Source organism: Streptomyces hoynatensis, assembly GCF_003626535.1.
In the GTDB taxonomy this organism is placed as follows: domain Bacteria; phylum Actinomycetota; class Actinomycetes; order Streptomycetales; family Streptomycetaceae; genus Streptomyces; species Streptomyces hoynatensis.
Genome location: NZ_RBAL01000019.1, coordinates 47,698 through 67,510 on the forward strand (window position 1 = coordinate 47,698; position 19,813 = coordinate 67,510).

At 73.9% G+C, this 19,813-nt stretch carries 17 protein-coding genes; 5 read left to right on the plus strand and 12 right to left on the minus strand.

Features of this window, described 5'->3' with window-relative positions; genetic code table 11:
* Positions 1–160: 160 nt before the first annotated feature.
* On the minus strand, positions 161–541 hold the full coding sequence (locus D7294_RS25245; protein ID WP_120683665.1) for an ArsR/SmtB family transcription factor: 381 nt from the start codon (positions 539–541) through the stop codon (positions 161–163).
* Positions 542–807: 266 nt separating this feature from the next.
* Here D7294_RS25245 and D7294_RS25250 point away from each other — a divergent pair, with 266 nt between their 5' ends.
* Entirely contained in the window at positions 808–2,007 is a 1,200-nt protein-coding gene (locus D7294_RS25250; RefSeq protein WP_338325694.1) for an MFS transporter, read from the plus strand.
* A gap of 197 nt (positions 2,008–2,204) precedes the next feature.
* Here the strand turns inward: D7294_RS25250 and D7294_RS25255 are convergent, their stop codons facing one another.
* Complete coding sequence (locus D7294_RS25255) at positions 2,205–3,464, minus strand: glycoside hydrolase family 10-like protein (protein WP_120683667.1); 1,260 nt, start codon at positions 3,462–3,464, stop codon at positions 2,205–2,207.
* A gap of 339 nt (positions 3,465–3,803) precedes the next feature.
* Between D7294_RS25255 and D7294_RS25260 the strand changes: the two genes are divergently transcribed.
* Entirely contained in the window at positions 3,804–6,515 is a 2,712-nt protein-coding gene (locus D7294_RS25260; protein ID WP_120683669.1) for a cellulose binding domain-containing protein, read from the plus strand.
* A gap of 105 nt (positions 6,516–6,620) precedes the next feature.
* Complete coding sequence (locus tag D7294_RS25265) at positions 6,621–7,520, plus strand: 3-hydroxybutyryl-CoA dehydrogenase (RefSeq protein WP_277751115.1); 900 nt, start codon at positions 6,621–6,623, stop codon at positions 7,518–7,520.
* Here D7294_RS25265 and ku read toward each other — a convergent pair.
* The gene (gene ku / locus D7294_RS25270) at positions 7,515–8,627 is read right to left on the minus strand and encodes a non-homologous end joining protein Ku (RefSeq protein ID WP_120683673.1); all 1,113 of its coding nucleotides are present in this window, start codon (positions 8,625–8,627) and stop codon (positions 7,515–7,517) included. The two genes, D7294_RS25265 and ku, sit on opposite strands and share 6 nt — an antisense overlap.
* Before the next feature lie 30 nt (positions 8,628–8,657).
* On the opposite strand from ku, the gene ligD reads away from it, so the two are divergent.
* Positions 8,658–9,545 carry a non-homologous end-joining DNA ligase gene (gene ligD / locus D7294_RS25275; RefSeq protein ID WP_120683675.1) on the plus strand — a complete coding sequence of 296 codons (888 nt, stop codon included), beginning with the start codon at positions 8,658–8,660 and terminating at the stop codon, positions 9,543–9,545.
* Between the two features lie 126 nt (positions 9,546–9,671).
* Here ligD and pheT read toward each other — a convergent pair whose 3' ends face one another.
* From pheT to infC, 7 genes are all read right to left on the minus strand, one after another.
* Positions 9,672–12,194: a phenylalanine--tRNA ligase subunit beta gene (pheT, locus tag D7294_RS25280; protein WP_120683677.1), complete on the minus strand. Its 2,523-nt coding sequence runs from the start codon at positions 12,192–12,194 to the stop codon at positions 9,672–9,674.
* Positions 12,194–13,324: a phenylalanine--tRNA ligase subunit alpha gene (pheS, locus tag D7294_RS25285; RefSeq protein ID WP_120683679.1), complete on the minus strand. Its 1,131-nt coding sequence runs from the start codon at positions 13,322–13,324 to the stop codon at positions 12,194–12,196. Before pheS ends, pheT begins: the two co-directional genes overlap by 1 nt.
* 179 nt (positions 13,325–13,503) lie before the next feature.
* Positions 13,504–14,583: a sensor histidine kinase gene (locus D7294_RS25290; RefSeq protein WP_120683681.1), complete on the minus strand. Its 1,080-nt coding sequence runs from the start codon at positions 14,581–14,583 to the stop codon at positions 13,504–13,506.
* Between the two features lie 87 nt (positions 14,584–14,670).
* Positions 14,671–15,552 (minus strand): TrmH family RNA methyltransferase, encoded by an 882-nt coding sequence (locus D7294_RS25295; RefSeq protein WP_120683683.1) that lies wholly within the window; start codon positions 15,550–15,552, stop codon positions 14,671–14,673.
* 363 nt (positions 15,553–15,915) lie between these two features.
* Positions 15,916–16,302, minus strand: coding sequence for a 50S ribosomal protein L20 (rplT, locus tag D7294_RS25300; RefSeq protein ID WP_120683685.1), 387 nt, complete (start codon positions 16,300–16,302; stop codon positions 15,916–15,918).
* Positions 16,303–16,414: 112 nt separating this feature from the next.
* Positions 16,415–16,609, minus strand: a complete 195-nt coding sequence (gene rpmI, locus D7294_RS25305) for a 50S ribosomal protein L35 (protein WP_120683687.1) — start codon at positions 16,607–16,609, stop codon at positions 16,415–16,417.
* Between the two features lie 61 nt (positions 16,610–16,670).
* Entirely contained in the window at positions 16,671–17,285 is a 615-nt protein-coding gene (gene infC, locus D7294_RS25310) for a translation initiation factor IF-3 (RefSeq protein ID WP_120683689.1), read from the minus strand.
* 361 nt (positions 17,286–17,646) lie between these two features.
* Between infC and D7294_RS25315 the strand changes: the two genes are divergently transcribed.
* Complete coding sequence (locus tag D7294_RS25315; protein ID WP_241562609.1) at positions 17,647–18,117, plus strand: DUF1844 domain-containing protein; 471 nt, start codon at positions 17,647–17,649, stop codon at positions 18,115–18,117.
* Here the strand turns inward: D7294_RS25315 and D7294_RS25320 are convergent.
* A complete protein-coding gene (locus D7294_RS25320; protein WP_120683691.1) occupies positions 18,071–18,817 on the minus strand; it encodes an MIP/aquaporin family protein in 747 nt (248 codons plus the stop codon). The genes D7294_RS25315 and D7294_RS25320 overlap by 47 nt on opposite strands.
* Positions 18,818–18,951: 134 nt before the next feature.
* The gene (locus D7294_RS25325) at positions 18,952–19,677 is read right to left on the minus strand and encodes an SseB family protein (protein WP_174248440.1); all 726 of its coding nucleotides are present in this window, start codon (positions 19,675–19,677) and stop codon (positions 18,952–18,954) included.
* Between the last annotated feature and the right edge of the window lie 136 nt (positions 19,678–19,813).

A 19,813-nucleotide genomic window follows, 5' to 3' on the forward strand; every position in this document is an offset into this window, starting at 1 on the left:
CGGACGAGGACCGGCCGAAGCCCGGACGAGGACCGGATCGAGACGGCCGGCGAGGACCCGCGGGACCCCGGCGCCGGGCCCCCACATGCCGCCACACCGCACCACGCCGCGCCGCGCCGCCGCGAGGACACAGGAACCAGGTGCGCCGTCGCCCCCCGGCTCAGCCCTCCCGCGGCGTCCAGGCCGCGACGAGGGCGAGCAGGCCGGGGAAGCGGGCCTCCAGGTCGTCGACGCGCACGTGGCTGCGGCGTTCGAGGCCGTACTGCCGCTGCCTGATGAGGCCCGCCTCGCGCAGGGCCTTGAAGTGGTGGGTGAGCGTCGACTTCGGGCGGTCGAACCCGAACCAGCCGCAGGGGTGGTCGAACTCCTCGCGCTCCAGCAGCAGTTTCCGCACGACGGTCAGCCGCAGCGGATCACTCAGGGCGCCGAGGACGATCTCCAGCCTCAGGTCCTCCACCCGCGGCTCCGGAAGCGGCCCGGGGAGCCCAGGCGGCTCGGGCAGCTCCACGACGGCCGGCTCGGTGCGCGCGATCGACGGCATGACAGGCGGCTCCTTCACCTCGACCCCCGCTAGTACGAGTTCTATCGTACAGCATGCTATGTTCCCCTCGAACCTAGTTCGACTTTTCTCGTATTAGAGCGGCGAAGGGAACGCCCGTGCATCGCACCCGAACCACCCCAGGCTCCCCGCCCCCCGCGCAGGGAGGGCGGGCCGGCGGCCTCGCGCCGGCCGGCGCACGCCCCCGCGCGCAGTCCCCCGCACCGGCGCCCGGCGCGCCACGGAAGCAGGCCCCTCCCCTCTGGTGGGTGTGGCTCGCCGCATGGCCGGTGACCGCGGTCTTCGTGCTGTCGAACTCCCCCACCCCGCTCTACGTGCTGTGGCAGGAGGACATCGGCTTCTCCCGGGGCACGCTGACGGTGATCTTCGCCTGCTACATCCTGGGCCTGCTGGGCTCGCTGCTGGTCTCCGGCGTCGTCTCCGACCGGCTCGGCCGCAAGCCGGTGCTGCTGCCCGCGCTCGGCCTCGCGCTGGCGGCCTGCCTGATCTTCGCCACCGCGGAGTCGGTGACCGCACTGATAATCGCCCGCTTCTTCACCGGCCTCGCCGTGGGCGCCGCGGTTTCCGCGGGCATGGCCGCCGTGACGGACGTGGCCGCCGCGACCGGCACGGCGGACGGTGCGGGAGGCGCGGGGGCGAGCCGGGCGCGCCTCGGCGCCCTGCTCGCCTCCTGCGCGATGGTCCTAGGCGCCGGCCTCGGGCCCCTCCTGTCCGGGGTGCTCTCCGAGACCCTGTCCGCGCCGATCGTCCCGGTCTTCGCCGTCGAGGCCGTCGCGCTGGCCACGGCCGTGGTCGTCGTGCTGCGCCTGCCGATCGGCCGGCCGGCGGGGCCACGGCGCGGGCCCTGGCTGCGGCCGCCCCGGGCACCACGCGAGAACCGCACCGAACTCGCCCTGGGAATCGCGGTGTTCGGCCCGGGCATCACCGCCACCTCGTTCGTTCTCTCGCTCGGCCCCTCGCTGCTGTCCGGCCTGCTCCACTCGGACAGCCGGGCCCTCGCCGGCGGCATGGCCTTCCTGATGTTCCTCGTCGCCACCGCCGCCCAGTTCCTGGTGCGGCGGCTGCGCCCGCACGCCATCCTCCTCGCCGGGGCGGCGAGCACCCTCGCGGGCGCCGCCGCGCTGGTCTGGGCGGTGTGCGCCTCCTCGGTCGCCGCGCTCCTGGCCGCCGCGGCCCTCGCGGGGGCCGGCCAGGGCATGGGGCAGCTCGGCGGCCTTTCGCTGCTCAACTCCACGGTGCCGCGGGCCCGCCTGGCCGAGGCCAACGCCGCCCTCAACGTCGGCGGCTACCTGCCGGCCGGAACCCTGCCGGTGGCGGCCGGCTACCTCAGCGACGCGACCGGGCTGACCGCCGGCGCCACCACGTTCGCCGGGGTGCTCGCGGCCCTCGCGCTGGCCGGCGGCCTGGTGGTCCTCGGCCGCCGCGCCCGCGCCGGGCAACGCACCTGACCGGCCCGGCACTCCACCCGCCCGCGGCACGCGCAGCCCCAGACCAGCGCAGACCAGCACAGAACCAGCACAGAAACAGCACAGAGCCAGCGCGCGCCGGCGCACGCCGCACCATCGCGGCGTGCGCCGTCCGCCGCAGGCCGCGGGCAGGCGGCGCACGACGGCGCACGACGGCGCACGGGCCTCCGCGGGGCCGGCTACGCGCCGCGCCGGTAGTGGTCCTCGTACACGCGGCTCATCGCGCCGAGCGGGTCGGCGACGACCTGCGTCGCCGAGTAGAAGACGTTCCCGCGGACCTCCGGGTACCCGGCGCACAGCGTGAGGTGGCGCGAGAGCTCGGCCGGGTCCTGCCACGCCTCGGGCTGCGCCGGGTCCCCCACCTTGTACATCGCCTCCCCGATGTACACCTCGACGCCCGTGCCCCTGGCGACGTCCGACCACCACCGGACGAGTTCGGCGTAGTCGGCCGCCTCGAAGCCGATGTTCCAGTAGACCTGCGGCAGGACGTAGTCGATCCAGCCGCGCCTGACCCACTTCCTGGTGTCGGCGTACAGGTCGTCGTAGGTCTGCACGCCCGCCCGCGTGTCCGAGCCGAGCGGATCGGTGGCCCGGTTGCGCCAGACGGCGAACGGGCTGATCCCGAAGGGGATTCCCGGCCGTTCCCCGCGCACCCGGCCCGCCATCTCGCGCACCAGCAGGTCCACGTTGTTGCGCCGCCAGGCGGCCCGGTCGGCGAACTCCCCGCCCCACTCGGCGAAGGCCGCCGCATCGTCGAACTCCTGGCCCGCCACCGGGTACGGGTAGAAGTAGTCGTCCCAGTGCACGCCGTCGATCTCGTAGCGCGCCACCGCGTCGGCCATCGCGTCCTGCACGAAGGCGCGCACCTCGGGAATGCCCGGGTTGTAGTACAGCTTGCCGCCGTAGGGCACCACCCACTCCGGGTGCCGGCGCGCCGGATGCCCCTGGGCCAGCAGTTCCGGATCGTCCTGGAGCGAGATCCGGTACGGGTTGAACCACGCGTGCAGCCGCAGGCCGCGCGCGTGTGCCTCCCGCACGGCGAAGTCCAGCGGGTCCCAGCCGGGGTCGCGCCCCTGGGTTCCGGTCAGCCACTGCGACCAGGGCTCGAAGCGCGAGGGCCACAGCGCGTCGGCCGTCGGGCGCACCTGGAAGAACACGGTGTTCAGCCGCCAGCCGGCCGCCGCGTCGAACAGGGCCCTCAGCTCCGCCTTCGCATCGGCGGGGGAACGGCCGGGCGCGCTCGGCCAGTCGACGTTCGCCACCGTGGCGATCCACATGCCGCGCACCTGCGTGCGCGCCCGGCCGCCCGCGTGCGCGCCGGGGTGCGGCCCGGCGCGCCGCTGGTCCGCGGCCGCCACGCTCGCCTGACGCAGCGTCAGCAGGCCGGCGAGCGAGCCCACCGTCCCGACGCCCAGGTCCCGCCGCGTGATTCGTCCCATGTACTGCCCCCTTGCAGTCCGACTGTGGGCCCGGCTCCCGCCGCGCCCGGCAGGCGGGCACGGCGATCGCGCCGCCGCCTCCCGGGCGGGAGGCGGCGTCTTCGGCGAGGACCGGCGGCCCCGCCACACAGGCATGACCCGGCCGATTCCCCGACCGATTGCGGTCAAGGGTGGCCAAATCTCTGCGGCAATACCCCTCGTGACACACCCTTATGCGAACAACATTCGACAGTTAGCATCATCGGCACGCGCGAATTGGGAGCGCTCCCACCCGTGTTCCACCGTTTCGCCACCCCCAACCGCCCTTGCCGGCGGTCGAGTACGGAGAGGAGCGCCAGCGTGCGCAGAGGGAGACCTGCCACCGCCTTGCTGGCGGGCTTGGCACTGACGGGCGGCCTGCTCACCGCGAGCGTGTCCGCCGCCCAGGCCGACCCGCCGGCGGTGCGCGCCGCGGCCACGGCCGCCACCACGGCCGCCGAGGACTACACATGGCAGAACGCCGCCATCGGCGGCGGCGGCTTCATACCCGGCATCGTCTTCAACCGGACGGAGCCCGGCCTGATCTACGCCAGGACGGACATCGGCGGCGCCTACCGCTGGGACGAGTCCGGCGGGCGCTGGATACCGATCCTCGACCACGTCGGCTGGGACGACTGGGGCCACACCGGCGTCGCCTCGATCGCCACGGACCCGGTCGACCCGGACAACGTCTATGCCGCCGTGGGCAGTTACACCAACGACTGGGACCCGGAGAACGGCGCGATCCTGCGCTCCTCCGACCGCGGCGAGACCTGGCAGACCACCGAACTGCCCTTCAAGCTCGGCGGAAACATGCCGGGCCGCGGCATGGGCGAGCGCCTCGTCGTGGACCCCAACGACAACGACGTGCTGTACTTCGGCGCCCCGAGCGGCCACGGCCTGTGGCGCAGCACCGACGCGGGCGCGACCTGGTCGGAGGTCGCCTCCTTCCCCAACCCGGGCGACTACGTGCCCGACCCCTCGGACTCGACGGGCTACCAGAGCGACATCATCGGCGTCTCCTGGGTGACCTTCGACCCGGACTCGGGAACGCCGGGCAGCCCCACGCGGACGCTCTACGCGGGCGTGGCCGACCTCGGCGAGGGCATCTACCGCTCGACCGACGGCGGCGCGACCTGGGAGGCGGTGCCGGGGCAGCCGACGGGCTTCCTGCCGCACAAGGGTGTCCTCGACGAGGAGACCGGCGACCTGTACGTGGCCACGAGCGACAACGAGGGCCCGTACGACGGCACGGACGGCGAGGTCTGGCGGCTTGACACCGGGACCGGGACCTGGACGGACATCTCCCCGGTCCCCTCGGGCAGCGACCGGTACTTCGGCTTCAGCGGCCTGACGGTCGACCGGCAGCACCCGGGGACGGTGATGGTCACCGGCTACAGCTCCTGGTGGCCGGACACGCAGATCTTCCGCTCCACCGACAGCGGCGAGACCTGGACCAGGAGCTGGGACTGGGCCGGCTATCCCAACCGCGACAACCGCTTCACGATGGACATCTCCTCGGTGCCCTGGCTCGACCTCGGCGCCAATCCACAGCCGCCGGAGCAGGCCCCCAAGCTCGGCTGGATGACCGAGGCGATGGAGATCGACCCCTTCGACTCCGACCGGCTGCTGTACGGCACCGGCGCCACCCTGTACGGCACCACCGAGCTGACGAACTGGGACAGCGACCAGACCTTCACCATCCGCCCGTTCGTCGACGGCCTGGAGGAGACGGCGGTCCTCGACCTGGCCAGTCCGCCGAGCGGGGCCTCGCTGCTCAGCGGCCTCGGCGACATCGGCGGCTTCCGGCACACCGACCTCGCCGAGGTGCCGGAGAGCAACTTCCCGACCTTCGGCAGCACCACGAGCCTGGACTTCGCGGAACTCGCGCCGAACGACGTGGTCCGCGTCGGTAACCAGGTCGGCGACAGCACCGAGCCGACGATCACCTTCTCCACCGACAACGGCGCCAACTGGTTCAGCAGCACCCCGCCCGGCGGGGCGCACGGCGGCACGGTGGCGGCCGCGGCCGACGGCAGCCGCTACGTGTGGGCGCCGGAGAACACCGGCGTGTACTACTCGGTCGGCTTCGGCAGCTCATGGACGGCGTCCCAGGGCATCCCGCAGGGGGCCAGGGTCGAGGCGGACCGGGTGGACCCGAACACCTTCTACGGCTTCCATCAGGGCACCTTCTACGTCAGCACCGACGGCGGCGCGACGTTCCGCGCCTCCTCGGCCGGCGGGCTGCCGACCGGCGACGTGCGGTTCGCCGCCGTCCCCGGCGCGGAGGGCGACGTGTGGCTCGCGGGCGGCGGCCTGTGGCACTCCACGGACGGCGGCGCGACGTTCGCCGAGGTGGAGGGGATCGAGGCCGACACCATCGGCTTCGGCAAGGCGGCCTCCGGCTCCTCGTACCAGACCCTCTACAGCAGCGGCGTGGTCGACGGCACCCGCGGGATCTACCGCTCCGTGGACGCGGGCGGCACCTGGGTGCGGATCAACGACGACGAGCACCAGTGGGCGTGGACCGGGGCGGCCATCACCGGCGACCCGCGGGTGTTCGGCCGGGTGTACGTCAGCACCAACGGCCGCGGCGTGATCTACGGCGACACCAGCGAGACCGGCGGAGGTGACGGGGGCGACGACGGCGGGGACGACGGTGACGGAGGTGACGGAGGCGACGACGGCGGCGATGACGGCGATCCGCCGGCCCAGGGTGCCTGCGCGGTCGACTACCGGGTCACCAACCAGTGGCAGGACGGCTTCCAGGGCGAGGTGACGGTGCGCAACACCGGGACCGCGACGCTCGGCGACTGGCAGCTGGCCTGGACGTTCCCCGGGGCCCAGCACATCAGCCAGATGTGGAACGGGAGCTTCACGCAGAGCGGCGCCGCGGTCACCGTCACCCCGGCCGCCTGGAATGCGTCGATCCCGCCCGGCTCCTCGGTCTCCGTGGGCTTCCTGGCCACCGGTCCCGGCAGCGGCACGCCCGGCGGCTTCACGGTGAACGGCTCGGCCTGCGGGACGGGCTGAGCCACGGCCGGGGAGGGCCGCGCCGCCCGGTCCTCCCCGGCCGCCTGCGGCCGCCTGGGCCGGGGTAACGTCGGGGCACAGGCACGAGCAGGGAAGGGGCGGCCGGTGACCGACCGTGTGACGGGTCCCGCGGCGGTCCACGCGGCGGGCGTGGAGCGCGTGGGCGTGGTGGGCTGCGGGCAGATGGGCGCCGGCATCGCCGAGGTGTGTGCCCGGGCCGGCCTGGACGTGGTGGTCGCCGAGACCACGGGCGAGGCCCTGGAACTCGGCCGGACCCGCCTGGCGAACTCGCTGGGGGTGGCCGCCGAGCGCGGCAAGATCACCGAGGAGGAGCGCGACGCGGCCCTCGACCGGCTGCGGTTCACCACGGACCTCGGGGAGTTCGCCGACCGCGACCTGGTGATCGAGGCGGTGGTCGAGAACGAGCAGGTGAAGACCGAGATCTTCCAGGTGCTCGACCAGGTGGTCGCCCGGGCCGACGCGGTCCTGGCCTCCAACACCTCCGCGATCCCGCTGGTCAACCTGGCCGTGGCCACCTCACGCCCCGGCCAGGTGATCGGCATCCACTTCTTCAACCCGGCCCAGGTGCAGCGGCTCGTCGAGCTGGTGCCCGCGCTGACCACCGCGGATGAGACGATCGCGCGGGTCGAGGCGCTGGTCACCGGGGTGCTGGGCAAGCACGCGATCCGCGCCCCCGATCGTTCCGGCTTCGTGGTGAACGCCCTGCTCGTGCCCTACCTGCTGTCCGCGATCCGGATGCTGGAGTCGGGGGCGGCGGGCCTGGACGACATCGACAAGGGGATGGAGCTGGGCTGCGCCCATCCGCTCGGCCCGCTGCGGCTGGCCGACCTGATCGGGCTCGACACGCTCGCCTCGATCGCGGAGTCGATGTACCAGGAGTACAAGGAGCCGCTGTACGCGCCCCCTCCCCTGCTCTCGCGGATGGTGTCCGCGGGGCACCTGGGGCGCAAGACCGGCGCGGGGTTCTACCGGTACGCCTCATGAGGCACGTTTGCGCCCCACCGCCTTCTTCTGGGCGGCCTTCTTCTGGGCGGTTTTCTTCTGGGCGGTTTTCTTCTGGGCGGCCTTCTTCGCCGCCTGCTTCCCTGCGGTCTTCCCGGTGGCCTTGCGCGCGGTCTCGTCCCCCCGCGCCCCGGTGGTCTTCTTCGCCGCCTTCCGCGGCTGCGTCTTCTTGGCCGCCTCCTTGCGCGCCGGCCGCTTTCCGGCCTGCGGCCCGCTCTTCTTGAAGGGGGTCACGGTCGCCTCCTCCCCCGGCTCGCCCTCCTCGCCGCGCCCGCGCCTGGCCCCGCGCACGCTGTCCTCCAGGGCCGCCATCAGGTCGACCACGCGGCCCCCGGCCGGCTCCCGCCCCGGCCGCGCGGGTGCGGCGCCGGAGAGCTTCGCGTCGACCAGGGCCTCGACGGCGTTGCGGTACTCGTCGTGCAGCTCGGACATGTCCACCGGGCCCAGCGTCTCCATCAGGGTGTCCGCGAGGTCGAGTTCGGCCTCCCGGACGGTGACCCGCTCGGTGGGCGCGACGCCGGCCGCGGGCCTGATCTCGTCCGGCCACAGCAGGGTGTGCATGCCCAGCACCTCCTCGCCCCCGTCCCCGCGGTCCTCGCCGGCCTCGCCGCCGCGGCGCTCCCCCGGCAGCGCCCTGATCAGGGCGAGCGTCTCGCGGCCACGCATCGCCAGCTTGGCGATCGCCCCCTTGTCCGCGCGCCGCAGCGCCTCCCGGAGCAGCACGTAGGGCTTGGCGGCGCCGGTCTCGGGGGCGAGGTAGTAGGAGCGGTCGAGCTGGTAGGGGTCGATGCTGCCGATGGGCAGGAAGCCGAGGATCTCCACGGTCCGCGCGCTCGGCAGCGGCAGGGCGTCCAGGTCCTCGTCGGTGACCTGGACCAGCGCGCCGTCGGCCGTCACGTACCCCTTGCCGATCTCCTCGCCCGGCACCTCCTCGCCGTCGAGCTCGCAGACCTTGCGGTAGCGGATGCGGCCCTCGTCGGCGGTGTGGATCTGCCGGAAGGAGACCGAGTGGTTCTCGGTGGCGCTGAAGACCTTGACGGGAATGGTGACCAGACCGAAGGAAATAGCCCCTTTCCAGATGGTTCGCATCGTCTGCCCCTTTCGTGCCAGTCTCAGGTTATGCCTGTCGTCAGCGTGGAGGGGCGGCGTCTCACGCTGTCCAACCTGGAGAAGGCCGTCTACCCGGACGGCACGACCAAGGGCGAGGTGCTGCACTACTACGCGAGCAACGGGGCGGTGCTCCTCCCCGAACTCCGCGATCGCCCGCTGAGCCTGCTGCGTTACCCGGACGGCCCGGAGGGAGAGCTGTTCTTCACGAAACGCGTGCCCCCCGGCACCCCCGAGTGGGTGACCGTCCACGAGGTGCCGCGCTCGGGCGGCGGCACCATGCGGCAGCTGGTGATCGGCGACCTCCCCGCCCTGGTCTGGGTCACCAACCTGGTCGTGGAGCTGCACACCCCGCAGTGGCGGGTGGGCACCCCGGGGCTGGCCGACCGGCTGGTCTTCGACCTCGACCCGGGCGAGCCCGCCACGATCGTCGACTGCTGCGAGGTGGCCGGGTGGCTGCGCGAGCGGCTGGCGGCCGACGGGCTGACCGCCTACGCCAAGACCTCGGGCTCCAAGGGCCTGCACCTGCTGTGCCCGCTGCGGCCGGTGTCCTCCGAGGCGGCGTCCGGATACGCGAAGGCCCTCGCCCTGGAGGCCGCCGCGGCCATGCCGCGGCGGGTCGTCGCCGCGATGGCCCGCCGGCTGCGCCCGGGAAAGGTCTTCATCGACCACAGCCAGAACGCCGCCCGCAAGACGACCGCCACGCCCTACACCCTGCGCGCCAGGCACGCCCCCATGGTCTCGGCGCCGGTGACCTGGGATGAGGTCGAGAACTGCGCGGAGCCCCGGCAGCTCGACATCCGCCTCGGCGACATGCCCGCCCGCCTCGACGCCCACGGCGACCTGCTCGCCCCGCTCGCCGACCCGCGCCAGGCCCGCCCCCTGCCCGGCTCGCGCTGACCTCCCCGCGCGAAGGCCACGCGCGAGGGTCACGCGCGAACGCCGCGCGCGAAGGCCACGTGCGAAGACGCCCGGGGCCCGCCGCCCGGCGTGACTGCCGGCCGGCGGGCCCCGGTGCGGGTGCGCTCAGGCGCGCAGCGTGGCGCCGGTGCGCTCCGCCGCGGCGGCCACCGCCGCCTCGCGGGCGGCCGTGACCTCCTCTGAGGTCAGCGTCCGGTCCTGGGCGCGGAAGCGCAGCGTGTAGGCGAGGGACTTGCGGCCCGCGCCCACCTGCTCGCCCGTGAAGACGTCGAACAGCCGCAGCGACTCCAGCAGTTCACCCGCGCCCGAGCGCAGCGCCGCCGCCACGTCGGCGGCCGGCACCTGCCCGTCGACCAGCAGCGCGACGTCCTGCGTGGCCACCGGGAAGGTGGACACCTGCGGCGCGGCCACCGGCCCCGTCCCGGCCTCGGTGATCAGGTCGAGGTCCGCCTCCATCGCGCAGGTGCGTTCGGGCAGCCCCAGCGCCTTCACCACCCGGGGGTGCAGCTCGCCCGCGTGGCCCACCGGCCGCTTCTCGCCCCGCACCACCGCGTACAGCGCGGCGCACCGCCCCGGGTGCCAGGGCGCGTACCGGCCGGCCTCGACCGTCAGCTCCACGCCGGCCTCGCGGGCGACCGTGCGGGCCGCCTCGACGGCGTCCGCCCAGCCGGCCGGGCGGCCCCGGCCCCACCAGCCGGAGGGCTCCCGGGCCCCGGCCATGACGACGGCCACCCGCCGCGGCTGCCGCGGCAGCGCGGCGTCCAGCCGGGCGAGCTCCTCCGGCGAGGGGCGCCCGGTGACCGGCAGCCGCACCGGGGACGGCTCCTCACCCGTGGGCAGGAAGACCAGGCCCGTCTCGAAGAGCGCCAGGTCCTGGCCGCCGCGCCCGACGTTGCGGCGCAGCGCCTCCAGCAGCCCGGGCAGCAGCGTGGTGCGCAGCGCGGGCTCCTCGTCGGAGATCGGGTTGACCAGCCGCACGGTGCGGCGGCGGGGGTCGTCCCCCGGCACCTGCAGCGCGTCGAGCTGGGCAGGTCCGAGGAACGGGTAGGTGGGCGCCTCCACGTAACCGGCCCCGGCCAGCGCGCGGCCCACCCGGCGGTGCAGGCGCTGCCGCTCGGTGAGGCCACGCCCGGCCGACGGCCTGGGCAGGGTGGAGGGGAGGTTCTCGTAGCCCTCGAGGCGGATGACCTCCTCCGCGAGGTCGTTGGGCTCGGCCAGGTCCTGGCGCCAGCTCGGCACCGTGACGGTCAGCACGTCCGTGCCGGTGACCGTGCAGCCCACCTCGCGCAGGCGGCGCACCACGGTCTCCCACCCGTAGGCGACCCCGGCGACCCGGTCGGGGTGGTCGGCCTTCATGGTGATCGAACGCGGCCCGCCGTCGCGGCCGAGCTGGGTGACGCCCGGGTCGGCGGTGCCCCCGGCGAGCAGGACCAGGAGGTCGACGGCGCGCTGCGCCGCCGCCGCGGCCGCCTGCGGGTCCACGCCGCGCTCGAACCGGCGCGAGGCCTCGGTGGAGAGCTTGTGGCGGCGCGCGGTGCGCGCGATCGACACCGGGTCGAAGTGCGCGGCCTCCAGCACGATCTCCGTGGTGCCCTGGGCCTGCCCGAGGGGCGAGGGCGCCTCGACGGCGTCGGCGATCTCCGTGTCGGCGCCGCCCATCACGCCGGCCAGGCCGACCGGGCCGTTGCCGTCGATGATCACCAGGTCCCCGGCGTCCAGGACGCGCTTGACGCCGTCCAGGGTGGTCAGCTCCTCGCCCTGCCGCGCCCTGCGCACGCCGAGGGGGCCGCTGAGCCGGGAGCGGTCGTAGGCGTGCAGGGGCTGGCCGGTCTCCAGCATCACGTAGTTGGTGATGTCGACGGCGAGCGAGATGGGACGCATCCCGGCCTTCTGGAGCCTGCGCTTGAGCCAGATCGGGGAGTGCGCCTCCGGCCGCACGTCCCGGACCGTGCGGGCCGTGAACCGGTCGCAGCCCGGGTCGTCCACGCGCACCGGGTGGCCCTCGCCGTTGGGCTCGGGCACGTCGAGCAGCGCCGGGTCCCGCAGCGGCAGGCCGTAGGCGATGGCGGTCTCGCGGGCGATGCCGCGCAGCGAGAGGCAGTCGCCCCGGTCGCTGGTGACCGCGATGTCCAGGACCTCGTCGACGAGTTCGAGCAGTTCGACGGCGTCGGTGCCGACCTCGTGCTCGGGCGGCAGCACGAGGATGCCGTCGTGGTCGTCGCCGATGCCGAGTTCGCGAGCCGAGCAGATCATGCCCTCGGAGACGTGCCCGTAGGTCTTGCGGGCCGAGATCGCGAACCCGCCGGGCAGCACCGCGCCCGGCAGCACGACGACGACCTTGTCGCCGACCAGGAAGTTCGTCGCGCCGCAGATGATGTTCTGCGGCTCGCCCGTGCCGTTCGCCTTGCCGACGTCGACCTGGCAGTAGCGGATCGGCTTCTTGAACCCGGTCAGCTCCTCGAACGCCAGCACCTGCCCGACGACCAGCGGGCCGGTCAGGTCGGCTCCCAGGCGCTCGACGGTCTCGACCTCGAGGCCGGCGGAGATGAGCTTGGCCGCGACGTCCCTGCCGGTCTCGCCGGCCGGCAGGTCGACGTACTCACGCAGCCAGGAAAGCGGGGCGCGCATCAGATCTCCATCCCGAACGGCCGGGTGAACCGCACGTCACCCTCGATCATGTCTCGCATGTCCGTCACGTTGTGGCGGAACATCAGCATCCGCTCGATGCCGAAGCCGAAGGCGAAGCCGCTGTACCTGTCCGGGTCGATGCCGCAGGCGACCAGCACCTTCGGGTTCACCACGCCACAGCCGCCCAGCTCGATCCAGCCCTCGCTCGAGCAGGTCCGGCAGGGGCGGTCCGGGTTGCCGACCGACTCGCCGCGGCAGTGGAAGCAGAGCATGTCCATCTCGGCGGACGGCTCGGTGAAGGGGAAGTAGTCCGGCCGCAGCCGGGTGCGCATGCCGGGCCCGAAGAGCGACTGGACCATGTGGTCCAGGGTGCCCTTGAGGTCGGCCATGGTGAGGCCCTCGTCCACCGCGAGCAGCTCCACCTGGTGGAAGACGGGCGTGTGGGTGGCGTCGAGCTCGTCGGTGCGGTAGACGCGCCCGGGGCAGATCACGTAGATCGGCGGCTTGCGCTCCAGCATCGAGCGGATCTGCACGGGCGAGGTGTGGGTGCGCAGCACCAGGCCCGCGTCCTGCTCGGCGCCCGCCTCGGCGAGCGGCTCGACGAAGAAGGTGTCGCTCGTGGTGCGCGCCGGATGGTCGGGCGCGATGTTGAGGGCGTCGAAGTTGAACCACTCGGCCTCGACCTCGGGCCCCTCGGCGACCTCGTAGCCCATGGCCACGAAGATGTCCGCGATCCGCTCGGAGAGCGTGGTCATCGGGTGCCTCGCGCCGGCCGGGGCACGGTCGTAGGGCAGCGTGACGTCCACCGCCTCCTCGACCAGTACCCGCTCGTCGCGCTCGGCCTCCAGCTCCTCCTGCCTGGCGGCGAGTGCCTTGCCGACCTCGCTCCTGGCCTGGCCGACGCGCTTGCCCGCCGCGGCCCTGGCCTGCGGCGGCAGCGCCCCGATCTCGCGGTTGGCCAGGGCGAGGGGCGAGCGGTCACCGGCGTGCGCGGCCTTGGCCTCGCGCAGCGCGTCGAGGCTGTCCGCCGCGGCGATCGCCGCGAGCGCCTCGTCGCGCACCCGCTCGACCACTTCCGGTTGCAGTGCCTCGACCTCGACAGGGTCGTACGACTTGTTGGGTGCCGACATCTCTTCCCGTGCTTCCGTTTGGCTTGGCGCCCCCGCTGCGCGCCCCGGGGTTCCCGGGGACCGAGTCTAAAGGGGCAGGCGAAGGTGTTCGTACGCGGTCCGTGGGGAGGCGTACGCGGGGAGAGCCCACGGGGAGCGCCCCGGCCTGCTCCGCCGCGGGCCGGAGGCTTCCGGCCGGGTCAGGAGAGGAACGCGGGGGTGCCCGTGGGCAGAATAAATCGGAAGCGGGCGCCGCCGCCCGCGGAGCGGCCCACCGTGACCGTCCCGCCGTGCGCCTCCACGATGCCCTTCACGATGTAGAGGCCGAGCCCGGTGCCGCCGCGGTCGCTGCCCCGCCAGAAGCGGGTGAAGACCCGGTGCATGACATCCTCCGGGATGCCGGGGCCCTCGTCGCTCACGGTCACCGCCGTCCCTTCCTGGCGGGTCCTCCCCGCCGGCACCTGGTCCATCTCGATGGTGACGGTTCCCGCGCCGTGGCGCACGGCGTTTTCCAGCAGGTTCCCCAGCACCTGGTCGATCTTGTCGGGGTCGACCCACAGCCCCGGCAGTCCCTCGGCGATGCGCAGGTCGAAACGGTCCGCCCGCAGCCCGCCGTTGACCATCGTCTCCACGTGGCGGCGGACCGCGTCGTCGAGCCTGACCAGCTGCCGCCTGATCTCCAGGCGTCCCGAGTCGATGCGGGAGACGTCGAGCAGTTCGGTGATCAGCCGGGTGACGCGGTCGGCGTCGCCGTCCACGGTCTGCAGCATCAGGCGCTTCTGCTCGTCGGTGAACCGGTCCCACTTGTCGAGCATCGTGGCGGTGAAGCCCTTGACCGAGGTGAGGGGGGAACGCAGTTCGTGCGCCACGGTCGCGATCAGCTCCGCGTTGCTGCGCTCGGTGCGCATCCTGGCCTCGGTGCCGCGCATGCTGACGACCAGCCGCTGCACGGGGCCGCGCGGGCGGCAGCGCACGTAGCGCGCCGAGACCAGCACCTCGCGCCCGCCGGGCAGCAGCAGGTTCCGCTCCGGCTGGCCGGTCCTGGTGGCGGCGCCGCGGTAGGGGTCGGTCAGCTGCCACCAGCGGCGGCCGTCGGACATCTCCAGCGGCAGGACCCGCTCGATGGGGCGGCCGAGCGCCTTCTCGGGCGCCTCGCCGGTGAGCCGGGCCGCCTCCGCGTTGAAGCAGGTGACCAGCCCGAGCCGGTCGGCCACGACCAGGCCGTCGGGAAGGTCGTCTGGCCGCAGGTCGAGTTCCCCGGCACCGGACGCGCTGTCCATCCCCTGTTCGCCCCTCTCCCAGTGCGGGTCAGCCTACTAGGGCCCCGTCGGATACATCTCTCCCCGGTTGAATGCGCAATGACCGCGTCACCGCTCCAATGGCCGACCGGCCGCGGCGCCGCCCCGGGCGCGGCAGCCCCCGGGCGCACGCTGGGCGCGCGCCGAGGCGTAGAGACACACGGCGGCGGCGGTGGCGAGGTTGAGGCTCTCGGCCCGGCCGTGGATCGGCACCCGCACCACGGCCTCGGCGAGCTCCCTCGTCTCCCTGGGCAGCCCCCAGGCCTCGTTCCCGAACACCCAGGCGGTCGGGCCGCCCATGGTGCCCGCGTCCAGCTCCTCGTCCAGGTCCCGCTCGCCGCCCCCGTCGGCGGCCAGCACCCGCACCCCCGCCGCGGCCAGCCCGGCGACCGCCCGCTCCACCGGGACGCCGACGGCCACCGGCAGGTGGAAGAGGCTGCCGACGGAGGCCCGCACGGCCTTCGGGTTGTAGAGGTCGACCGAGGCGTCGGTGAGGATCACCGCGTCGGCGCCCGCGGCGTCGGCGCAGCGCAGCACGGTTCCGGCGTTGCCCGGGTCCCGGACGTGGGCGAGGACCGCGATCAGCCGGGGGCGCGCGGCGAGGATCTCGTCCAGCGGCCGGTCCAGGAAGCGGCAGACGCCGACCAGGCCCTGGGGGGTGACCGTCTGCGAGATGCCGCCGACCACCTCGGGGCTCGCCCGGTGTACCGGCACCCCGGCGGCCCGCACGTCGTCCACCAGCTCGCCGTGCCGCTCGGCGGCCTCCGGGGTGGCGAAGAGTTCGAGCAGCGTGCGGCCCTCCCCGGTCCGGTGGGCGACGGCCTCGCGCACCGCCTGCGGCCCCTCGGCGAGGAACCTGCGCTCCTTGCCGCGGAAGCTGCGCCTGGCGAGCCTTCTGGCGGCCACGACGCGCGGGGAGCGCGGGGAGGTCAGCTCGGCGGCGGGTCCCATGGGCGGTGGCTCACCTCTCGGCGGGGCTGGGGGCGGGGGCATGGCGCGGGCGCCGCCCGGGCGGCGGGCGCCGGGCGGTCGCGAGCCGGACGGGTGCGACCGGGATCGACGGGCCACGACGGGCTACGACGGGATGCGACCGGGTTCTGGCGGGGTTCTGGCGGGACTCTGACGAGTTCTGCCGGGTACGGCAACGCCGGGGGGCGGCTCCCCGGGCATTCGGCTCCTCGGCGCCCCGGGGAACTCGGGAGCCCCGGGGATCCGAGCGGCTCGCGGGCCCGGGAACAGCCGCGCGGCGCCCCGCCGCCGGAAAGGGCCGGACCCGCAGGCGGGGCCTGCGGGTCCGGTCGGCTGCGGCGTCGCTCAGGCGACGGCGCGCGGGGCGTTGACGTCGCTCGGCAGCGCCTTCTGCGCCGTCTCGACCAGAACGGAGAAGGCGTTCGGGTCGTTGACCGCGAGCTCGGCCAGCATCTTGCGGTCCACCTCGATCTCGGCGGCCTTCAGGCCCTGGATGAAGCGGTTGTACGTGATGCCGTTGGCACGGGCGGCGGCGTTGATCCGCTGAATCCACAGCTGCCTGAAGTCGCCCTTGCGCTTCTTGCGGTCGTTGTAGTTGTAGACGAGGGAGTGGGTGACCTGCTCCTTCGCCTTGCGGTAGAGCCGTGACCGCTGGCCGCGGTATCCGCTGGCCTGCTCGAGAATCGCCCGGCGCTTCTTGTGGGCGTTGACCGCCCGCTTGACGCGTGCCACGTGTGTACTCCTTGTTGCGGGGCCGCGGGGTGCTCACGCGGCCCGGAGGCGGATGGGTCCGGTCTGCCTTGCGGCGGGCGCCACCGGGTGCCGGCGGGCGCCGCCGCCGGAATCACTTGCGGAGGAGCTTCTTGATCCTCTTGGCGTCGGCCGGAGCCGTCTCCGTCGTGCCCGCGAGGCGACGCGTCAGCGTCGAGGGCTTGTGCTCCAGGTAGTGACGGCGACCGGCGCGCTGGCGCATCACCTTGCCGGAACCAGTGATCTTGAACCGCTTACTGGTACCGCTGTGCGTCTTGTTCTTCGGCATGTCGCCGTTCTCTCCTCGTCCTTCAACTGTCTTCCGGCGAGCCGGGCGGGTGGTCGGCGCCTCAGGCCGACGCCCTGCCCTGCTGCCGCTCGGCCTTGCGGGCGGCCTGTGCCTCCCGCGCCTCGGCCATGGCCTCGGTCTTCTTCTTGTGCGGTCCGAGAACCATGATCATGTTCCGCCCGTCCTGCTTGGGGTTGGACTCGACGAACCCCAGGTCCTGGACGTCCTCCGCGAGCCGCTGCAGCAGCCGATAGCCCAGCTCGGGGCGGGACTGCTCACGACCGCGGAACATGATCGTGATCTTGACCTTGTCCCCCTGCTTGAGAAACCGGACGACGTGACCCTTCTTGGTGTCGTAGTCGTGCGGGTCGATCTTCGGCCGGAGCTTCATCTCCTTGATCACCGTGTGCGCCTGGTTCTTGCGCGCCTCACGGGCCTTCATGGCCGACTCGTACTTGAACTTTCCGTAGTCCATGAGCTTGCACACCGGCGGGCGGGCGTTCGCCGCCACCTCGACCAGGTCCAGGTCGTACTCCTGGGCAAGCTCCAGGGCCTTGGCAAGCGGCACGATGCCCACTTGCTCGCCGCTGGGACCGACGAGTCGCACCTCGGGGACGCGAATCCGGTCGTTAATGCGGGGCTCGGCGCTGATGGGGCCTCCTCGGTTGCGCCGCACGGTTGCCTGGCGGACAGCCGTGCCGGGATAGGGTTCGTGATGAGCCGCCGTGCGGTGGCGCTGACCACGCGAAACACGCGAAAAACGCCCCGGACGGCACGCAGGCGGGGCTCCACAATCGACCGGGAGCACCGCCGCAGAACACCGCGGGGCGCAGCCTGACCTGAGACCTGCCGACCCGGAGGGCCGGTGAGGTGGGAGAGCGGAGCCTCCACTTGCGGGTCGGACACGCGTATGTCCGACCGGTCACATACCAGGCTACACCACGATCGTGGCGGACCGCAGCCGGGCGGGTCGCCTCCGCGCGGGCGAGCGGCGGCCCGGGCCGGGATGCGCCCGCGGGCCGCCTACGCTGGTCCGCATGAGTGACGCCGCCCCTTCCGCCGGGCCCGCCCCGGCGCATGCGCCCGCGCCAGGTGCCGGGCCCGCCCCCGAGTCCGCAGCCGGCCCCGCCGCGCCCGGCACCCCCGGCACCCCCGACGTCGCGGGCCTGACGCGTGACATCGCCGAGGTGCCCGCGGTCGAGGTCATCACGACGGTGGCGGTGCACCTGATGAGCTCCGCCGCGGTGCACCTGGGGCTGGCCGAGGACGGGGAGCGGCACCTCGATCTGGACGAGGCCCGCAAGCTGATCACGGCGCTCGCCGGCCTGGTGACGGCCGGGGCCCCGGAGATCGGTTCCTACCACGCCGCGCCCCTGCGGGACGGGCTGAAATCGCTCCAGCTCGCCTTCCGCGAGGCCTCCGCGGTGCCGGACGCGCCCGGCCAGGGCCCGGGCGAGAAGTTCACCGGGCCCGTCCACGGCCCACGCGCTGCCAGTCCCAGTCGCTGAGCCAGTTCTCGTCCTGCGCGTGCACCAGGCGGTGCACCACCACGGCGACGGCCGCCCCGACGAGGGGGGCGACGATGAACAGCCACACCTGGGTGAGGGCGGCCCCGACCGCGAACACCGCGGGCGCGAGGCTGCGGGCCGGGTTCACCCCGGCGCCGGTGAGCGGGATGCCGATCAGGTTGACCACGCCGAGGGTCAGCCCGACCGGGATCGCGTCGTGGCCGCGCAGCAGGTAGCTCCTGGTCACCGACAGGTACACGAAGACGAGCAGGAAGGTGAGGATCGCCTCCGCGACGAAGGCGCCGCCGAGCGAGAGGCCCACCGCCGACCGGTCGGAGAAGCCGTTGCTGCCGAAGGCCTCGTGGGTGGACAGGCCCGGCACCTGCTTGGCCACGAGGAAGAGCAGGGCCGCGCCCGCGAAGGCGCCGATGAACTGCGCGATCCAGTACATCACCGCGGTGATCAGGTCCATCCGCCCGGCCAGCAGCATGCCGAAGGTGACCGCGGGGTTGAGGTGTGCGCCGGAGAGGGGGCCCAGGATGAAGGCCAGTCCGATGAGCGTGAAGGCGAAGGCCACGGCGATGCCCAGGCTTCCGATGAACTCGCCGGCGAGCACGGCGGAGCCGACGGCGAAGAAGACCAGGACGAGTGTTCCCACCAGCTCGGCCGCGAGCGGCTGCGGTTCTGTCTCGACGGACATGACGCCCTCCAGTGCCTGACGGTGGTGTCTGTGGCAGTTTCGGGCGCGGCACCCGGCGCCGCACTCCGGGGCGGTCGTGCGGGTGACGTGCGCGCGGGCCGCCGGCGCGGCGGAGGGGCCGGGGCCGGGCGGGGTCAGCGCCGGTACGTCGGCCGGTCGGGGAGGGCGCCGTCCCCGGGCAGCACGGCGAGTTCGAGGCCGCGCACGAGGCGGCCGCGCAGCACCTCGTCCGCGGCCAGGGCGCGGGCCAGCCTGCCGACCGTCTCGGCGGCGGGGGCGCCTTCGTCCAGGACCAGCGCGAGCACCCCGTCGGCGCGCCCCCCGGGGACCAGGTGCCCGGTGCGCACGGCGGGTTCGGCGGCCAGGGCCGTCCGCACGGCGGCGGCGACCTCGGGATCTGCGGCCGGGGCGCCGCCGGTGGCGACGGCGCGCAGGGCCGCGCCCGACAACTCGTAGCTCACGGGTCCCGCCACGTCGATCACCAGGGCGCCCGCGTTCTCCTGCACGGCGGCCTGGAGCGCCTGCCGGGTGGTCACGGCCACCGGCCGGGCGTCCGCCCGCCAGGCGGCGAGGGTGGCGACCGCGGTGAAGACCGGCAGGGCCCGCCTCCCGTCGGGGAGTTGCAGGGTGAGGACGGCCATGTCGCTCGACTTCTCGCGGCGCAGCCCGTCCTCGCCCGTCTCGGCCTCGCCGAGGACGGCGACGACCGGGACCAGCAGCCTGGCCCGGGCCAGGGCCGCGAGGAGGGCGGGCTCGGTCCCCGGGTCGCGGGCCCAGTCGCCGAGCGCGCGGCGCAGCGTGGGATCGGCCGAGCCGTCGTCGCCGGCGAAGGCGGGCTGGGGGATGTTCTTCATGGCCACGGCCCCGAGGGTATCCAGTAACCGGCTTGGTCCGTTCCGGGACGGTAGTTGGAGTGATTTCCGCGCGGCCGGGGCGCCGTCCCACGGGGGCGGCGGGGGTGATGACCCGATGCCGCCTTTGTCGTCACCGTCCGTT

Bases quoted from the DNA above. Each gene is read 5' to 3' on its own strand.
- D7294_RS25245 (WP_120683665.1), bottom strand. From the start codon at position 541: ATGCCGTCGATCGCGCGCACCGAGCCGGCCGTCGTGGAGCTGCCCGAG.
- D7294_RS25255 (WP_120683667.1), bottom strand. From the start codon at position 3,464: ATGGGACGAATCACGCGGCGGGACCTGGGCGTCGGGACGGTGGGCTCG.
- ku (WP_120683673.1), bottom strand. From the start codon at position 8,627: ATGCGAACCATCTGGAAAGGGGCTATTTCCTTCGGTCTGGTCACCATT.
- ligD (WP_120683675.1), top strand. From the start codon at position 8,658: ATGCCTGTCGTCAGCGTGGAGGGGCGGCGTCTCACGCTGTCCAACCTG.
- pheT (WP_120683677.1), bottom strand. From the start codon at position 12,194: ATGCGCGCCCCGCTTTCCTGGCTGCGTGAGTACGTCGACCTGCCGGCC.
- pheS (WP_120683679.1), bottom strand. From the start codon at position 13,324: ATGTCGGCACCCAACAAGTCGTACGACCCTGTCGAGGTCGAGGCACTG.
- D7294_RS25290 (WP_120683681.1), bottom strand. From the start codon at position 14,583: ATGGACAGCGCGTCCGGTGCCGGGGAACTCGACCTGCGGCCAGACGAC.
- D7294_RS25295 (WP_120683683.1), bottom strand. From the start codon at position 15,552: ATGGGACCCGCCGCCGAGCTGACCTCCCCGCGCTCCCCGCGCGTCGTG.
- rpmI (WP_120683687.1), bottom strand. From the start codon at position 16,609: ATGCCGAAGAACAAGACGCACAGCGGTACCAGTAAGCGGTTCAAGATC.
- D7294_RS25315 (WP_241562609.1), top strand. From the start codon at position 17,647: ATGAGTGACGCCGCCCCTTCCGCCGGGCCCGCCCCGGCGCATGCGCCC.
- D7294_RS25320 (WP_120683691.1), bottom strand. From the start codon at position 18,817: ATGTCCGTCGAGACAGAACCGCAGCCGCTCGCGGCCGAGCTGGTGGGA.